This window comes from Pseudoalteromonas aquimarina (assembly GCF_049257255.1).
In the GTDB taxonomy this organism is placed as follows: domain Bacteria; phylum Pseudomonadota; class Gammaproteobacteria; order Enterobacterales; family Alteromonadaceae; genus Pseudoalteromonas.
Map to the genome: position 1 here is coordinate 352990 of NZ_JBMMUG010000002.1, position 18126 is coordinate 371115.

Consider the following 18126-nt stretch of genomic DNA (forward strand, 5'->3'; position numbering starts at 1 on the left):
TTATACGCCGCAGTATAAACAATCTCACTATGAATACCAATTGGCAAAATAGTCCATCCAGTTAATTGGTATTCCATTTAAAGCTTGATAAAATGCCTGCATCATCACTTAGTTACAAATAACATGAAAGTAAAAGCAATTTATCCAGGCACTTTTGATCCAATCACCAATGGACATACAGACTTAGTTGAACGCGCAGCAAAAATGTTCGATGAAGTTATTTTAGCGGTTGCTCACAACCCAAATAAAAAGCCATTTTTCGAATTAGAACAACGTGTTGAAATTGCAAAATCTATTTTATCGCATCTTGAAAATGTAACTGTGATTGGCTTTTCTGGCTTGCTTGCCGATTTAGCAAAAGAACAAAACGCACCGGTTTTAGTGCGTGGCTTACGCGCTGTTTCAGACTTCGAATTTGAATTTCAACTGGCTAATATGAACCGCCGTTTAAACAAAGAACTTGAAACCGTGTTTTTAACGCCAGCTGAGAAAAACTCGTTTATTTCATCAAGCTTAGTTAAAGAAGTGGCTATTCATGGTGGTGATGTAAGCGAATTTGTAGACCCTATCGTTGTAAACGCCCTTAAGGAAAAGTTGGCAAAATGAAGTTAACCCATATTGCTGCCTCATGTAGTTTAGTATTTGCAGCAAACGTATTTGCCGAGCCTTGGATTGGCACTGACGACCCTTTTTTACGCGCTGCAATCGAACAACTTGTAAGTGAAGGTGCTATTAATCGCCCGGTAAATAGTTACCCACTGATGTGGCAAGGCATCGCACAAGACCTATCTCAGATTAATCGTCAAACCCTCTCTGAAGATGGGCTTTTTGCGCTTCGAAAAGTACAACATGCCCTAAATGTAGCCAAATCTGGTAGTTATTCATCAGTCAGAGTGAGCGGTAATAGCGAACCAAACAGCTTACAAAGTTTTGGCCAGCGCAATAAACATAAAGGCAATATTCAAGGTACTTCGGTACTAATGGGCGACCGCGTAACTGCAAAAGTGTCTATTGGCTATAACAAAGATGCCACCAGCCAAAAAGAACTAAACTATGATGGCTCTTATTTGGCGGTTCTTTATGGCAATTGGAGCGTAAGTGTTGAGCAGGTCAATAAATGGTTTGGCCCAAGCAACGACAATGCACTTTTACTTTCTAACAATGCCGACCCTATTCCGGGGTTGCGCCTTAGCCGTTTAAATACTGACTATTACGGCCCCAAGTTTCTATCATTTATTGGTGCTTGGAACTTCTCTGCTTTTGTAGGGCAAGATAAATACCCAAAAAACGATGATAAAGACAATTTATTTTGGGCGATGCGCTTTTCATCTACGCCAATTAGCGGCTTAGAGATTGGTATCAACCAAACAGCACAGTTTGATAGCCCAAATGCCAACCATGGTTTTGGCGCACTAAGTGACGTAATACTGACTAAAAATAAGCTCGATGATGCTGGCGTTAATGAATACAACCAATTAACAAGCATTGATGCTAAATACAGTACACGACTATTTAATCAATCTGTTGCATTGTATGGTGAATATGCTGGCACTAATGAGCTTAGTTTTTTACCTGAAGATGCCATGTTTAGTATAGGTGCAGAGCATTTCTTTGGCTCTCAAGATTATTTAGTGAAAAGTTACATTGAATATTCCGATACCGAATCAAACTGCACTTTTATTAACGATGTAAACCACTGCCAGTATCAACACCAATACTACGATCAAGGTTATGCTCACTTAGGTGAAAATATCGCAGCCAGTATCGGTGGCAATGTAAAGAGTATCGCTCTCTCAACGAGTTACCAAACAACAAACGGTTATGCGGGTTTTGTTAAATTACGCACGTTAGATTTTGCTAATAAAGGCGAAGCTAATCCAGATACAAATGTATCAGAACGACTGCAACTTGAAGTCGGTTATCAACAAGGGTTATTTGATGGTTTACTAAAACTTAAAGCAACCACATGGCGCGATAAGTTTGAAAGTAAGTCAGAGACAGAGTTTGCAATGAGTGGCAGTTGGGAATATCGTTTCTAATCGCTGTATTTAAAACGATTGCAACTGTAAATAACGAAAAGCGTTTAAGCTTGTAGCATAGCTTGTGACAAACGCTTTTCTTTTTGGGTTTCAATAAAACGTTCTTTTTTAGCAATTGCTTTATTGCGAATAAAGCGGCCAAAACGTACTAAACCAAGCCAATCTCTACCCACAATTAATGTAATAACCATTACATAATCAACAGTATTTACACCAAAAGAGTATACAGTCCAAAACCACCAAGGATCTTGATTGGCTAGAACTTGAATATCTACCCACATCAGATAGAACATTAAACCATTTAATGTAAGGCCAAGATACACATAGTAAGAAGCACGGTGATGTTTAATTTTAAAGATTTTATGGACAATTAAGATAGTGGCTATTGTGAGGATATCTTGTGTCATCCATTCAAGGTATATACTTGTTGTACGAGAGAAATCTACAAACTGCTCACTAAAAAAGTAGGACATGAATACGAGCAAGGCTGTAATGATAATTGAATAACTATCTTTAAAACCTACGACCTTTCCGAACACATTAAACAAAAAAGCAATTAAAAAACCCCATGTCATAAATGCGCCAAAAAAAAAGGCCAAATTCATTTCAAAAAACATTCATGTCCTTAACGGATTAGTCTTCCTCGCGTTTAGTGATAACTTCCCCACCACCGCGACGTAATTCAGGAGTCAAACTCATTGCCTCCGCCGATAAAGTTACCTTATCACTTTGTAGGGTATTTTGTGAAGACTCTGATTTAACTGTATTTGTTTGAGTGTTCTGCATTTGCGCATATTGCATAGCATTTAAGCTGTTTGTACCGTTAATTTGCATTTTTCTATTCCTTATAAAACTAAATTTTAAAGATGACCCTAAGCGTCCTTATTATTTCTTGTTTGTACTCCTAACAAGCCTAGGGGCCTTTAGCTGTCATTTTTCTGACAACTAAACATCAGGTGCACAGTAGTAGCAATTAGCGATCCAGAAATGCGAATGAAACTCAATATACGAACAAAGGATTAATTTTAATTAACTGATTTATATGACCATTTAACAAAATGGCATATAAAACTCAGCGATTAAATTTAGCTATCTCACGCTCGCTACACGTCCCTAATTATTGTACAAACAAAATAATCACCTTAAATAAAACGCAATAAAAAAGCACAACAGTTAACCTGTTGTGCTTTTAATGGCGTTAAATAATAAAGTTTGAAAAATTACTTAGGCAACATTACGGCATTCGATGCGTAATTCATTTGGCTTTGCAATACGGTAGTCCATAGCCACTTCATCGCAGTTGTCTTTTCTAAGGCACAACTCGCAATCTTTCATTACCTTTTCTGGTAACTGAGATTTATGGCTATCGGCAAAACCTAACTTAGTAAAGAAGCCCGGAACCCGAGTAAGTACGATAATCCGTCCTAATGCAAGCTTAGCGCCTTTTTCAATTAAGTGATTTACCAGCGCTCGCCCTTGCCCTTTTACCTCGGTATTCGGGTCTACCCCGAGAGAGCGAATTTCTGCAAGGCCTGTGTCGTAAATATAAAGTGAAGCACACCCTGTTACTTTGCCGTTAACTTCTGTTACTGCAAATTCATTAATGCTGTGGATCATATCGCTTTTTGCGCGCGGTAGGTTTTCGCCTTCTCGTGCCCAATATTGAATAAGCTCAGCGATTGCCTCAACATCGTTAAGTGTTGCATCTCTTACCGTAAATTCAGCGTTTTTTTTTGCGTTGCTAATAGCATATTGAACTTGCGTAGGTGATGTACCACCAAGCGCTAAACGGGCATCTAAACATGCTTGTAGTTCAAGTACAGGATACACATCGTCATCAATCACATCGCACACAGCTTTAAATTGCGAAAGCGATAATTCTTCAAGGTTTTTGCCTTCAGAAATAGCCACTTGTACCAGTTCACCGACAATATGATGCCCTTCGCGGAATGGAATACCTTTGGCAACTAAGTAATCAGCAAGCTCTGTTGCATTAGCATGGCCACCTTGCGCCGCAGCTTTAGTTTTCTCAGCATTAACCTTCACACCTTTAATGCAGGCCTCAGCCATATGAATACATGCAAGCCAGGTTGGCATTGCATCAAAAAGCCCTTCTTTGTCTTCTTGCATATCTTTGTTATACGCAAGCGGCAACGCTTTTAATGTCATCATCATCGCACTGAATGCGCCAAAAACACGGCCGGTTTTACCGCGAATAAGCTCTAACGCATCTGGGTTTTTCTTTTGTGGCATCAAGCTTGAACCTGATGTCACGCTGTCAGCAAGTTCAATAAAACCCGCTTCACCCGAGTTGTAGAAAATCATATCTTCCGCAAGACGCGATAAATGCATCATTGAAATAGATGCGCAGCTCAATAGCTCCACAACAAAATCACGGTCAGATACAGCATCAAGGCTGTTGCGGCTTGCTCTATCAAAACCTAAATTAGCAGCTAATTGTTCACGGTCGATAGCATATGCAGTACCAGCCAGCGCGCCTGAACCTAGCGGACATACATTAATGCGACTAAGCGCGCTTTCTAAACGCGCTTCATCGCGCTCAAGCATTTCAAAATACGCCATGCACCAATGGCTGAACAGCACAGGTTGTGCACGTTGCAAATGAGTATAGCCAGGTAACACAGTACCAAACTCTTTTTCAGCAAGAGTAACTAAGGCATTTTTTAATGACGCTATGGCCGCAAGTAATTGCTTCGCAGTTTTTCGACTCCACAAGCGAAAATCAGTGGCAACTTGATCATTTCGGCTACGACCTGTGTGCAGCTTTTTACCAAGATCGCCCACTTTTTCAATCAGCTTCGCTTCCACGTACGAGTGGATATCCTCATCCCCAGCCGTCGCAATTGCATTTGGATTTTGCTGAACTTCAAATAATAGTTCATTCAATCCTGCCACCAATTTTTGATGTTCTTGTGTTGTAAGTACATCAACCTGCTGTAACGCGCCAGCCCACGCAATTGAACCAATAATATCCTCTTCTGCCATTTGGTAATCAAAAGGTAACGAGTCATTAAATTGCTTAAATGCGTGATCTGGTCCCGAAGAAAAACGTCCGCCCCACAGTGCCATAGCTCAATCCTCTAAAAAATACTCGGCAAGATTACTTGTTATTCATTGCAGAAATTCTACTGCTTAATGAAAATAGACGAATAAATCCTTCGGCATGTGATTGATCGTAAACATCATCTTCGCCGAAAGTGGCAAAGTCTTCGCTGTACAACGAGTTTTGAGACTGCTTTTGCACTGCTGTAACTTGGCCTTTATAAAGTTTCAATACCACTTCGCCTGTTGCCAGTGTCGAAAATGCTTCTGCTGCCGCTAAGATTGAATCTTTCAGTGGCGTAAACCAACGACCATCATAAACAAGGTGCGAAAATTCATTGGCTAGGGTGTCTTTCCACTTACGGCTGGTTTTATCAAGCACTAACTCATCAATCGCTTGTAGCGCCGCCATGATTACTGTGCCCCCTGGGGTTTCATAACAACCGCGTGACTTCATACCCACTAAACGGTTTTCAACAATATCAACACGGCCAATGCCATGTGGTGCTGCAATTTCGTTTAGCGTAGTAAGCACTTGAAACGGTGACATTTGCTCACCATTGACCGCAACTACTTCACCATTTTTGACACTTAACTGCACAAACTGCGATTCATTAGGCGCTTGCTCTGGTGAATTTGTCCATGTCCATACTTGGTCGCTTGGTTGACACCACGGATCTTCAAGCTCTCCACCTTCGTGTGAAATGTGCCATGCGTTTGCATCACGGCTATAAATTTTAGTAGCCGACGCTGCACATGGAATATTACGTTCAGCAAGGTAATCAAGCAGAGATTCACGGCTTGATAAATCCCATTCACGCCAAGGCGCAATCACTTTTAAATCAGGTGCAAGGGCTGCAAAACAACTTTCAAAACGTACTTGGTCATTACCTTTACCGGTACAGCCGTGAGAAAGTGCATCAGCACCTACTTTACGCGCAACTTCAACTTGTGCTTTTGCAATAATTGGGCGCGCCATTGACGTACCTAATAAGTAGGTACCTTCGTAAATCGCGCCAGTTTTAAGTGTTGGGTAAATATAATCAGCAACTAGCTCATCTTTTAAATCAACGATATGACATTCAGATGCACCTGATGCAATCGCTTTTGCTTCTACGCCTTCTAATTCTTCAGCGCCTTGCCCTACATCGGCAACAAATGCCACTACTTCGCAGTTATAGTTTTCTTTTAACCATGGCACGATAGCCGATGTATCAAGACCACCTGAGTATGCTAATACAACTTTTTTAATAGAACTCATGTTACCGATTCCTTACACAAAATTTGGATTTAATAAACTAACAAGCAATGCATTTTGCGCATGCATACGATTTTCTGCTTGTTGTATTATGAATGATTTGTCACCGTCCATTACCTCTGAGGTAATTTCAAATTCACGGTGTGCTGGCTGACAATGCAGTACGCTTGAGGCACCTGTCATATCAACCAGTTTTTGATTAATTTGGTACGGCATGTACTTTTCTTTTACTTGTTCAAGTGGCGTGTTATCGCCCATTGATACCCAAGTATCAGCATAGAGTGCATTTGAACCAACTGCCGCTTCAATACGGTCACTTACCAGAACTGATGCGCCATTTTGCGCTGCAATTGCTTCTGCCTGTTTGACAATTTGTGCATCAGGTGATGCACCTTTAGGGCACACAGCCACAAAGTCAGTACCGAGACTTGCCGCTAGTAACATCAGCGAGTGTGTTACATTGTTACCTTCACCTAAATAAGCCAGTTTTAATTGGCTAACGTCGCCGTAAATTTCAGTTAGTGTCAAAAAATCGGCGAGTGCTTGGCATGGGTGGTATAAGTCACACAAGCTGTTCACCACAGGCACTGATGAAAACTCACTAAGTGTTTCTAATGTACTGTGCGCCATTACCCGAGCCACAATGCCATCTGCCCAAGTAGAAATATTAAGGGCAAAATCTTTTACTGATTCACGCTGCCCCATGGCACCATTTTGTTGATCAAGATACACCGCATGACCACCGAGCTTGTTAATACCAATATCGAATGACAAACGGGTGCGTAAACTTGGTTTTTCAAACAAGGTTACTACAGATTTACCTTTTAGCGATTCAGCGAAATCCGTTGGGTTATTTTTAATTTGTAGTGCTAAGTTAAGTAATTTTAAGTTGGCTTCTTTGTTTAGTTCTAAGCCTGTTATAAATTGTTGAGTCATTATTTTTCCTATGGCGTAATCTTGGTTCCAACATGCTCACCATTGAGCAATGCGATTAAGTTTTCTGGCTTTTGCCAGCTCGAGATATAAACGCCACGTCGTAAATGTTGAGCAGCTTGCAAGCTGGTATTTACTTTTACCTGCATGCCGCCTTTAATGACTCCTTCTTCAATAAGTTTAGAAATTTCATCACTTGATAACTGATGTAATGGATTGAGTTTATGATCTAAAACTGCTTCCACATCTGTCATAAAAATAAGTTCTGCATCAAGCAATTGCGCAATACTGGCTGCTGCTTCATCAGCATTCACATTGTACCAATTGCCTTCTAAGTCATAACCAATCGAGCTCACAATTGGAAAACAGCCCGCATCGAGTAACGACTTAATCACGCTGGCATCGTTTTCAACACAGGTGCCCACTTGGCCAAGGGCTTTAAGTTTTTGTTCGCTAACAAGACCCGCTTCAAAAAGACTTAAACCAACAGGTTTAAAACCATTACTAATTGCAGCGCCCATCAGTTGTTTATTTGCACAACCCGCTAACGCACCCACAATGTAAGGCATTTGTTCACGCGGGCTAATACGCAGACCAAGGTGTTTTGAGGTTACAAACCCTGCATCGCTTAACCAGCTATCAACAAGCGATCCACCGCCATGCACTAAAATAAATTTGTCTTTTGGCTTTTGATGTAATACATCAATAAGTGCTTTTGCTGCATCAATGTTATTTAATACGGCACCGCCCAGCTTTATTACCCAGTTAGCCATGTTTCACTCCTTGAAAGCCAGTATGAGCTGGCAAGCCTAAAGTTAAATTAATGCATTGCAGCGCTTGGCCAGAGGCGCCTTTAAGTAAGTTATCTATCGCAGAAATAACAATGAGTTGGTCGCCCTGTAGCTGCCAGCCAATGTCAACAAACGGCGTGTTTTCAACGCCTTTAATTGATGGAATAACATCGCCAAGTAAGCGAATTAAAGGTTCATCAGCAAGCACTTGATATGACTCTGCAATTTGCTTTGCAGTAGTGCCTGGTTTTACTTTGACATAGATGGTTTCAAGAATGCCGCGTTTAAAATTGCCTAAATGCGGTGTAAACAGCACCTTGTGGCCAAGGTATTTTTCAATTTCAGGGCCGTGTCTGTGATTAAATAAACCGTAAGGCTTTAGGCTCACTTCGCAAAAGTGGGTTGCCACATTAGCTTTTCGACCAGCACCCGTCACCCCAGAAACCGCATTGATAATCACAGTATCATCAGTAAGTAAACCGGCCTGTTTTAATGGTTTAAGGGCATTGAGTGCAGCGGTAGGATAACAACCAGGTACCGCAATCAACTGCGCATCTTTAATTTGGTCTTTTTGCCATTCAACTAGGCCATAAACGGCTTGTTCTAATAACTCAGGGCTGGTGTGCTTAAAGCCATAATAGGTTTCATAATCATCATTTAAAGACAAACGAAAACCTCCTGATAAATCGAATACTTTCTTGCCCATCGCTAAAAACTTAGGCGCAAGTTCCACGCTTACTGAATGTTCAGTACACAGGCAAACAGCATCAGCATGTTGATTAATATAGTCAAACGCCTCTGGCGTAAGTGGCGAAAGTGCCCCTTCCACTACGCCATTTAATTCAGGATAGAGGCTGGCAAGCGTCTTACCTTTATCTAGGCTATTTTCAGACACAAACATGCCCGTTAAATTTAACAAATCATGCAGTGATATTAATTTGGCAAGTTCAGCACCTGAATAACCGCTTGCACCAACGATAACGATATTCATATTTACTCCAAAAAACTAAAAAAGGGTTATTAATACAAATTTTAAAAAAGTGTTATCGTCGTAAAGTTGATTTATGCATGCTGTTAGTCTCGGTACTAATTATTTCAAAATAATGAATTGAATCGCAGAATAAACCAATGTAAATTTATATTCAACTTTTTTGCATAATTATTTATAAACTTTTTGAGTAGATAATGTCACACATGAATTTTATGGAAATGTATCGCGCGTTAATTGCAGCCCCCTCAATTAGCGCCACGGTGCCATCACTCGATATGAGCAACCGCGAAGTGATTAATTTGTTAGCCACTTGGTGCGAGTCACTTGGCTTTACAATTGAAATAACAGAACTTGAATCAAGCCCAGGAAAATATAATTTAGCGGCAAAATTGGGTGATGGTGATGGCGGCTTAATGCTTGCAGGTCATACCGATACAGTGCCATTTGATGATAGTCGATGGCAGTTTGATCCGTTTAAGCTCAGTGAACAAGACAATAAACTTTTCGGTTTAGGTAGCATTGACATGAAAGGATTTTTTGCATTTGTTATTAATGCATTGCAAGAAATTGATGCTGAGATAGGAATTAAAAACATCAAGCAACCTATCACGCTTTTAGCGACCGCAGACGAAGAAACCACAATGTCTGGTGCAATTGAAATTGCCAAGCAAAACAAATTAAGACCTAGCCGCTGCATTATTGGTGAACCAACTGATATGGTACCTGTGTATACACACAAAGGGCATATGTCGACGGCCATTCGCATTACAGGCAAGGCAGGTCACAGTTCCGATCCTGATGCAGGTCTAAATGCGATTGAAGTTATGCATTTAGTAATAGCACAGCTATTAAAATTAAAAGAAGATATAAAGAATAAATATTCATTTCCAGACTTTAAGATTCCTTACCCAACATTAAACCTTGGACATATTCATGGTGGCGACAATGCCAACCGCATCTGCGGCTGTTGTGAACTGCACATTGATATGCGGCCGATACCGGGCATTAGTATTGCTGAACTTCAAGCCATGTTGTTGCAGGCGGTTGCACCTATCAATGACAAATACCCTAATGCCGTTGCGGTTATTGATTTACACGACCCAATTCCGGCGTTTTCTGGCTCTACCGATAGTAGTTTAGTGAAGCTTGCTGAGAAGCTCTCAGGTGAAAAAGCACAAGCGGTTAATTACTGTACCGAAGCACCTTTTTTACAACAATTAGGCTGCGAAACGATTGTTATGGGGCCTGGTTCAATCCAGCAAGCGCATCAGCCTGATGAATTTTTAGCGATGGAAAAAATAAAACCCAGCCAAGAAATAATTAAGCAATTGATTTTTCAGTCTTGTTTTGAATAGCTCATCAAATAGCTTGTTCATGAAGCTTTAAAAACGCATTAAAAATTAGCTCATCAATATCACAAAATGGTGAGCTATCTATTACGCCTGTAATGAACTCAATTTTGTTATCGTAGTTTTTTGCATGACTTAATTGATTTAACTGCTTTACTAAATCATTAACTTTGCTTTGCGTATTAATTTTATTTGCATTGCTAACCAGTGCCACAAAACTATTCTCATCATAATGGGCGATTAGATCAGTCGCACGTAAATTAGCTTTAAATACATCCGCAGTGGTGCGTAAAAACGTATTATACTTTTCGATATCTTGCTTGTAGCTTAATAACCCCTTCATAAAGAGATACACCACTGATACCTTGAGGTTTAATTTCTGACAAACCTTCAAACTAACAGGAGCTAGCAATTTAAAACCAGCCTTATTTGAAAGACCCGATACTTCATCCATGGTATTTGCAATCTTATGAACAAGCTCTAACTCAACTAATACAGCCAGCTCACGTAGTAACGAAATATCATCTGTGCTGAAATCACGAGGTTTTGTATCAATAATGCATAAGGTTCCCAAACGCTCGCCATTATCATGGGCAAGCGGTATGCCAGCATAAAAACGAATAAACGGCGCACCTGTTACTAACGGATTATCTGCAAAACGAATGTCATTAAGCGTGTCATTCACCACAAACGCTTGATCACTCAAGATTGCATGGCCGCAAAATGAAATATCACGCGGAGTTTCATTGACTTCTAGCCCAATACACGACTTAAACCACTGTCGTTCATTATCAACTAAGGATACTAACGCGATTGGTACATTAAACATATTGGCAGCTATTTGGGTAATTCTATCCAAACGTTCTTCAGCAGGGGTGTCGAGCACATTCAAACTTTGCAGCGTTTTTATTCTAATATTTTCATTGGCCAGAGTGTCAGGTGGCAGCATAAAAAGTCCTCTTTTTTCAATACATCAAGTATAGACTGTGTAAAAAAAAGACAACAAACGAAGTTCTTATCATTCACTTTAAAGTATGATCGTGCTATTATCTCAAAAAATAGAACGAGCGTACTTTTATGAGTAAAGGCCAAGAAACCAAACAGCAAATTCTTGCTACGGCTTTAAAAATCGCAACACAGTCAAGTTTAGATAACCTCACTATTGGCGGTCTTGCAGTTGCTACTGGCATGTCAAAATCAGGGTTATTTTCACACTTTAAATCTAAAGAGACATTGCAACTAAACGTGCTTGAATTTGCTAACGATCTATTTCAAAACATTGTTATAAAACCAATAGATCGCGAATTAGATCCACTTAACCAATTACTTTCATTATGTAAAAACTGGTTAGGTTGGTACGAAGAGCAAGCAAAAACCTGCATTTTTATTTCAGCTGCGGTTGAGTTTGATGATCAGCCTGGCGCAATTCACGACCAAGTAAAGCAAGACCTTGCGAATTGGTTAAGCTATTTAACTCACAAAGTTAACTTGGTTATCAAAAGCGGTCAATTCAAAGCAGATGTAAACGCAGAGCAGTTTGTATTTGAACTATACGCCCTTTATTTAGGCAGCCAAAGTATGTCGTGGCTCGGTGTTGAAGATGAAAATCACAGCCGCTTTAACCACGCATTTAATCAACTTATTGAACGTCATCGAGCTTAAACTATTATGAGCAGTAAAATTTATTTTTCTTCTTCGGCAAATAGAAAACCTTTTGCCTATTATTTGATTAAAGCGGCATCGACTTCGGCTTTAAAAATTGCACCAAACTTTGCTCTTAAGCAAACAAAGAAGTTATTACTAACACCAGCAAAAAGGCGCAAGCAAGCAAAGTTAAAGTCACCTTTTTTAGAACATAAATTGAAAACAGACTATGGCAATCTTAATCTGACTTCAATTGGTCAAGGCCCTGAAATCATTTTTACACACGGCTGGTCTGGCAGTGGCAGGCAGTTTTTACCATTGATGGAAAAAGTAGCTCAAGCTGGCTTTAAAGCAACCGCATTTGATCATTATGCACATGGCGAAAGTGAAGGGAAATTCGCTAATTTACCGCTTTTTATCAAAGGCCTACGTTCGGTGATAAATAGTATCGAAAGCCCTAAAGCGATTGTTAGTCATTCGATGGGCACAGTTGCAGCACTCAATGTGAGTAAACAACTCCCCCATTTACTAATTGCACCCACTTTTGGTTTTTACGATTCATTTGAACAGCGCATTTTAAATTCGGGTATTAATAAACGATTGTTTAAAGGCGTGCTATCAAGTGTTGAACAAGAGCATCAAATGCAATTTGAACAAATTTTGCCTGAGCTCCACATTAAACAACATGCCCACCCAGTGCATATAATTCATGATAAGAATGATAAATTTGCCAATTTCGCTTTAGCATATGAGCAAGCAAAACAACATGGACACATTAGGCTAAAAGCAGTGGATAAACTTGGCCATGGTCGCATTATCAACTCTGATGAAACATGGCAATTTATGAAGCAAAGCTTACTCGCTTAATGCGATTAATGTGCCTTCAATAGAGCGTACATATGCAAGGTTTTTACCTTCCATTTCATTGGGTGCACTAAGCGGCTCGGCGCCTGCATCCACTGCTTTGGTAAACGCTAGATTAATATCCTCTACGTGCAATACTAACTCAAAGCCCAAAGCGGGTTGTTTTGGTTGTGCACGAATGTAGCTCTGTTTGAAGTGAGATTGCGCTAATGGGTGGGCAGCAAAAGCAATGCGAGCACCTTGAAAGTCTAATTCGCCATACTGGCCATCTTCGTCCAACTGCGCGGTATTAATGGCAAATGCCTGGTAGTAGAAATCGAGTGTTTCTTCAACATTATCAACGTAGATAACTGTTTTTAAGTAATCCATTATGAAGTGATGATTAATTATTCTTATTGTCTAATTATTAGCACAGAATTGTGTTTTATTGCAGCTATTTCCATCACTTGATACGAAAAAAGCACCATCAAGGTGCTTTTTTAAACAAATCTAAAAGTATTACTTTTTCGTATACATTTTAGAAATGCGTTTGCGCTGACGCTGCTGTGACAACGTCATTTTATTAGTACGGCCAGCGTAAGGGTTATCGCCTTCTCTAAATTCAATCTTGATTGGCGTGCCCATTACTTTCAATGCTTTGCGATAGTAATTCATCATATAACGCTTATATGAATCTGGCAGGTCTTTTACTTGGTTACCGTGAATAACGATAATCGGAGGGTTATAACCCCCTGCGTGCGCATATTTAAGCTTAACACGACGACCACGCACTAATGGTGGCTGGTGATCCGCTTGTGCCATGTCCATAATTCGGCGCAGCATCGCAGTACTGATACGTTTGGTAGCAGACTCATACGCTTCATCAACTGATTCAAATAAATGGCCAACACCAGTGCCATGAAGTGCAGAGATAAAGTGAATACGGGCAAAATCAATAAAGCCTAAACGACGATCTAGTTCTGATTTAATACGCTCTTTCACGTCCGTATCTAGTCCATCCCACTTGTTCACAGCAATTACCAATGAACGACCTGCATTTAGCGTATAACCTAATAAACTTAAGTCTTGGTCGCTGATACCTTCGCGGGCATCAATTACCAATAATACAACGTTTGCATCTTCAATAGCTTTCAGGGTTTTAATTACCGAGAACTTTTCAACAACGTCTGATACTTTTTTACGCTTACGCACACCTGCAGTATCAATCAGTACGTATTCTTTTTCATTGCGCGTCATTGGAATATACACAGAGTCACGAGTGGTGCCTGGCATATCGTACACAATTACGCGTTCTTCACCTAAAATACGGTTAGTGAGTGTTGATTTACCTACGTTTGGACGACCAATAATCGCAAGCTTAACCGGCTTGTCTGGGCGCTCACCGTCAACGTCTTCCCCTTCATTCTCATCGTCATAAAGTGAATCAACTAATTCATCTTCGAATTCTTCAGGGTTTGCTGCACGGTATGCCTCAGCATATTCAGCAATTACTGGCTGTAATGCAGTATCAAGTAATGATGTAATACCACGGCCATGAGCTGCAGCAATTTGATACACTTCGCCTAATGCGAGCTGATAAAATTCAGCACAGTTAGAGTCAGCATCAATACCGTCAATTTTATTAGCAACAACGAATACTTTCTTTTGTTGTTTACGTAAGTGGTCTGCAATGCCAAGATCAGACGCAGTTAAACCTGCTCTGGCATCCACTAAAAACATCACGATATCCGCTTCTTCAATCGCTAACAGCGATTGTTCAGCCATTTCAGATTCAATGCCCTGTTCAGAACCATCAATACCGCCAGTATCAACTAGAATGAATTCATAATCTTCATAACTTGCTTGGCCATATTTACGATCACGTGTTAGACCTGGGAAGTCCGCAACAAGGGCGTCACGCGTACGCGTTAACCGATTAAATAATGTTGATTTCCCAACATTAGGACGACCCACAAGGGCAATCACAGGAAGCATATTCAACCTCTTAAATAAACAACAAAAGGCTTCGTCCAGAGCAAGCCGTAACGAAGCCTTTAATTTGCCAAGTAACACTTGGCAATAAACTATTAATTCGCTAGTGGTAAGTTAACTAAGCTAACTTCACCGTCACGAGTGATAACAATTAACTTATCACCCGCAGTTACTGGTTCTACATAAAAACCAGAACTATCGAATTCACTACGCGAAACAAGATCACCTGTTTCTTTATCTAACCAGTGCAGATTACCTTCCTGATCACCAGTTACTAAGTAGTTACCAAATACCGTAGGGCCTGTTAAGAACCAACCATTAAGTGCTGGCTGACTCCAACGTTCAATACCTGAGCTTGCATCTAAAGCATAGATAGAACCTTGGCTATCTACCAAATAGATGTTACGACCATCGATAGTAAAATCACGATAACCACTGTATTCACGTTTCCAAAGTACGTTTCCACTACGTACATCCACAGCTACTAAATTGCCATTGTAAGCCAATGAGTAAACTGTTGAACCTTGGATAATTGGCTGCGTATCAACATCCGCTAAACGCTCAAATTCAGAAGTACCTTGCGGCACTGCTACATCAGCTTGCCATGCTAAAAAGCCGTTTTCCGCAATAACTACTGAAAGCTTGCCATTTTCTTCACCGAAAATAACACCGCCATTAGCAGACTGCGGTGAACTAATACCACGCAGAGTTAACGCTGGTACTTCATGCTCATATACCCAGCGCTGTTCACCTTCATCAGGGTGAAGTGCGACAAGTTTGCCTGAGCCTAAATTCACATAAATTAAGCCATCACCTGCTGCTGGCGCTGAAAGCGCTTCGCCTGGCACTTTTTTGCGCCATGCAAGCTCACCTGTTTCACGGTCAAGTGCAATCACTTCACCACGCTCAGTGCCGACAAAAATTTTGCCGTACGCTTCACTTAAACCACCGGAAAGTTTTGCACTGTCGTCATCTGCCCATGGCCAAAACGCTGGGTTTTCACGTAAGTCAGCACGCCACAATTGCTTACCAGTATTAATGTCTATCGCTTTTACTTCACCACCGCGTGATGCAACAAAAACAGTGTCTTTGTAAACCACAGGTGAAAGACGCGAAAAGTAATGTTCAACACCTGAACCAACACTGGTTTGCCAAACGCTATCGGCTTCAAATTGATTTACAATTTCAGGCAGCTTTAACTCATCTTCCTCGTCATCACTCGACGAACATCCTGCTAACCCTAAGGTGAGTAATAGCAAACTAGCTAAGGTAATTTTTTTCATAAATCACCTACAGCGACTGTGCAACGGCAAGATTATCCAATTTAACTTGAAGAAGTTGGCTTGGCGCTTCGCCCGCAGCATCAATCGCTGCTTGATACGCTAAACGGGCATTGTCTTTATCTTCTTTTGCTAGATAAATATCACCTTTTAACTCTTCAACTTGTGATTTAAATGCCTCTGGTAATGTCGTATTTAACTTCGCTAGCGCAGCATCAAAGTTACCTTCAGCCAGTTCAATACGTGCAATGCGTGTTGTCGCTACTGCTTTTAGTTCAGCTTGTGATGAATTAGTAACAATCCACTCTAGCTTTTCTTTCGCAGCTGCGTAATTCTTTGCATCAACCGCTTCACGTGCAGTTACAAATGCAGCAAGTACTGCATAGCTTGAATCTTTATATTCAGCTAAAAACGCGTCAGACTTTGCTAGCACGTCTGAATCATCTTGACCTGCTTTAGAAATTAATTGCGTATAAGCGTCAGATGCAGCTTCTGCACTATCAATTTGCGATTGGTTATAAGCTTTCCAGCCATATAAACCACCTAAACCAATTACTACACCGGCAATTAAAGATGTGCCATTTTCACGGAAAAATCGTTTTATTGCTTCTGCTTGTTGTTCTTCTGTTGAATAAATTTCCATTCTAACCTCTTATACCAAGCCTTTTAGCAACTCGGCTGCTTGATCTAAATCTAGTGTTTGTTGTTCTTGATGCTCACGTAAGTGCTTTACTGTCACTTGATTGTTCTCAAGTTCACTTTCACCAATAATTAGTGCGTAAACCGCATCACTTTTATCTGCTCGTTTTAATTGTTTCTTAAAGTTACCGCCACCGGCATGCACAATAATGCGAATACCAGGTACTTTAACACGTAACTTTTCAGCAATTACTGGCGCTTGAATGCTCGCTGCATCGCCCATTGCTGCGATATAAACATCACTGGTACGACGAATTTCACCAACGCAGTTAAGCTCTTGCAGTAATAGAACTAAACGTTCCATACCCATTGCAAAACCAACTGCAGGCGTTGCTTTACCACCTAATTGCTCTACTAAGCCATCGTAACGACCGCCAGCACAAACGGTACCCTGAGCACCTAAGCTTTCGGTTACCCATTCAAAAACTGTGCGATTGTAATAATCTAAACCACGAACCAGCTTTTCATTAACCTGATATTCGATACCCGCTGCATCTAAACGTTCACATAAATTTGCAAAATGTTGTTGTGATTCTTCATCTAAATGCTCTGACAGTTTAGGTGCGTTCACTAAAACAGCTTGTACATCTGGGTTTTTGCTATCGAGTACACGTAATGGATTTGAGTGCATACGGCGCTTTGAATCTTCATCTAAAGCATCAATATTTTGTTCAAGGTAAGCAACTAATGCATCACGGTATTTAGCACGCGCCTCATTTGAACCAAGTGAGTTCAGCTCTAAACGCACATGATCACTGATACCAAACGCTTGCCATAAACGCGCCGTTAAAATAATTACTTCTGCGTCAATGTCTGCAGTTTCAAAACCAAATACTTCCAAGCCAAACTGGTGAAACTGACGGTAGCGCCCTTTTTGTGGTCTTTCGTGACGGAACATTGGTCCCATATACCAAAGTCGTTGTTCTTGGTTGTAAAGAAGGCCGTTTTGATTACCTGCGCGTACGCATACAGCTGTACCTTCAGGGCGTAACGTAAGGCTGTCACCGTTACGGTCTTCAAAGGTGTACATTTCCTTTTCAACGATATCCGTAACTTCACCAATTGAGCGCTTAAACAAATCAGTTGATTCAACAATTGGGAAACGAATTTCTTGATAGCCATATGATGCAACTGTTTCGCGTAAAATATTTTCTACTTTCTGCCATACCTGAGTATCACCTGGTACACAGTCATTCATGCCGCGAACTGCTTGGATTTGTTTTGCCACGCTGCCTTACCTTACC

The 18126-nt window shown here is 40.6% G+C and carries 18 protein-coding genes; 5 read left to right on the forward strand and 13 right to left on the reverse strand.

All coding sequences use genetic code 11. The features are described from left to right. Positions 1–123 precede the first annotated feature (123 nt). Together coaD and AAEU29_RS06570 are read left to right on the forward strand one after the other, a co-directional pair. The gene (coaD, locus tag AAEU29_RS06565; protein WP_274762335.1) at positions 124–606 is read left to right on the forward strand and encodes a pantetheine-phosphate adenylyltransferase; all 483 of its coding nucleotides are present in this window, start codon (positions 124–126) and stop codon (positions 604–606) included. Beyond that, positions 603–2039, forward strand: a complete 1437-nt coding sequence (locus AAEU29_RS06570) for a capsule assembly Wzi family protein (RefSeq protein WP_421972575.1) — start codon at positions 603–605, stop codon at positions 2037–2039. Before coaD ends, AAEU29_RS06570 begins: the two co-directional genes overlap by 4 nt. 44 nt (positions 2040–2083) lie before the next feature. On the opposite strand, the gene AAEU29_RS06575 is transcribed toward AAEU29_RS06570, so the two are convergent. The 7 genes from AAEU29_RS06575 to argC all read right to left on the reverse strand — a co-directional run bounded on the left by AAEU29_RS06575 (position 2084) and on the right by argC (position 9075). After that, complete coding sequence (locus tag AAEU29_RS06575) at positions 2084–2614, reverse strand: hypothetical protein (RefSeq protein ID WP_421972576.1); 531 nt, start codon at positions 2612–2614, stop codon at positions 2084–2086. Between the two features lie 58 nt (positions 2615–2672). Beyond that, positions 2673–2873, reverse strand: a complete 201-nt coding sequence (locus AAEU29_RS06580) for a hypothetical protein (protein ID WP_421972577.1) — start codon at positions 2871–2873, stop codon at positions 2673–2675. Positions 2874–3263: 390 nt separating this feature from the next. Continuing rightward, complete coding sequence (gene argH / locus AAEU29_RS06585) at positions 3264–5129, reverse strand: argininosuccinate lyase (protein WP_421972578.1); 1866 nt, start codon at positions 5127–5129, stop codon at positions 3264–3266. Between the two features lie 31 nt (positions 5130–5160). Further along, entirely contained in the window at positions 5161–6363 is a 1203-nt protein-coding gene (locus AAEU29_RS06590; RefSeq protein WP_421972579.1) for an argininosuccinate synthase, read from the reverse strand. 12 nt (positions 6364–6375) lie between these two features. Beyond that, positions 6376–7296, reverse strand: coding sequence for an ornithine carbamoyltransferase (locus AAEU29_RS06595; protein ID WP_421972580.1), 921 nt, complete (start codon positions 7294–7296; stop codon positions 6376–6378). Positions 7297–7304: 8 nt separating this feature from the next. Beyond that, positions 7305–8066: an acetylglutamate kinase gene (gene argB / locus AAEU29_RS06600; RefSeq protein ID WP_421972581.1), complete on the reverse strand. Its 762-nt coding sequence runs from the start codon at positions 8064–8066 to the stop codon at positions 7305–7307. Continuing rightward, positions 8059–9075, reverse strand: a complete 1017-nt coding sequence (gene argC, locus AAEU29_RS06605; protein ID WP_421972582.1) for an N-acetyl-gamma-glutamyl-phosphate reductase — start codon at positions 9073–9075, stop codon at positions 8059–8061. The genes argB and argC overlap by 8 nt, the downstream gene beginning before the upstream one ends. Before the next feature lie 194 nt (positions 9076–9269). On the opposite strand from argC, the gene argE reads away from it, so the two are divergent. Continuing rightward, positions 9270–10430: an acetylornithine deacetylase gene (argE, locus tag AAEU29_RS06610; protein WP_421972583.1), complete on the forward strand. Its 1161-nt coding sequence runs from the start codon at positions 9270–9272 to the stop codon at positions 10428–10430. A gap of 4 nt (positions 10431–10434) precedes the next feature. Here argE and AAEU29_RS06615 read toward each other — a convergent pair whose 3' ends face one another. Further along, a complete protein-coding gene (locus AAEU29_RS06615; RefSeq protein ID WP_421972584.1) occupies positions 10435–11373 on the reverse strand; it encodes a GAF domain-containing protein in 939 nt (312 codons plus the stop codon). A 128-nt stretch (positions 11374–11501) separates the two neighbouring features. Here AAEU29_RS06615 and AAEU29_RS06620 point away from each other — a divergent pair, with 128 nt between their 5' ends. Then, positions 11502–12086: a TetR/AcrR family transcriptional regulator gene (locus AAEU29_RS06620; protein ID WP_421972585.1), complete on the forward strand. Its 585-nt coding sequence runs from the start codon at positions 11502–11504 to the stop codon at positions 12084–12086. 6 nt (positions 12087–12092) lie between these two features. Continuing rightward, positions 12093–12935, forward strand: a complete 843-nt coding sequence (locus AAEU29_RS06625) for an alpha/beta fold hydrolase (protein ID WP_421972586.1) — start codon at positions 12093–12095, stop codon at positions 12933–12935. Here AAEU29_RS06625 and AAEU29_RS06630 read toward each other — a convergent pair. The 5 genes from AAEU29_RS06630 to hisS form a co-directional block, all read right to left on the reverse strand. Further along, on the reverse strand, positions 12924–13301 hold the full coding sequence (locus AAEU29_RS06630) for a VOC family protein (RefSeq protein ID WP_372770451.1): 378 nt from the start codon (positions 13299–13301) through the stop codon (positions 12924–12926). The genes AAEU29_RS06625 and AAEU29_RS06630 overlap by 12 nt on opposite strands. 129 nt (positions 13302–13430) lie before the next feature. Beyond that, the gene (gene der / locus AAEU29_RS06635) at positions 13431–14906 is read right to left on the reverse strand and encodes a ribosome biogenesis GTPase Der (RefSeq protein WP_372770453.1); all 1476 of its coding nucleotides are present in this window, start codon (positions 14904–14906) and stop codon (positions 13431–13433) included. A gap of 92 nt (positions 14907–14998) precedes the next feature. Then, entirely contained in the window at positions 14999–16186 is a 1188-nt protein-coding gene (gene bamB, locus AAEU29_RS06640) for an outer membrane protein assembly factor BamB (protein WP_421972587.1), read from the reverse strand. 7 nt (positions 16187–16193) lie between these two features. Beyond that, a complete protein-coding gene (locus tag AAEU29_RS06645) occupies positions 16194–16826 on the reverse strand; it encodes a YfgM family protein (protein ID WP_421972588.1) in 633 nt (210 codons plus the stop codon). Between the two features lie 9 nt (positions 16827–16835). Next, on the reverse strand, positions 16836–18110 hold the full coding sequence (hisS, locus tag AAEU29_RS06650) for a histidine--tRNA ligase (RefSeq protein WP_421972589.1): 1275 nt from the start codon (positions 18108–18110) through the stop codon (positions 16836–16838). Between the last annotated feature and the right edge of the window lie 16 nt (positions 18111–18126).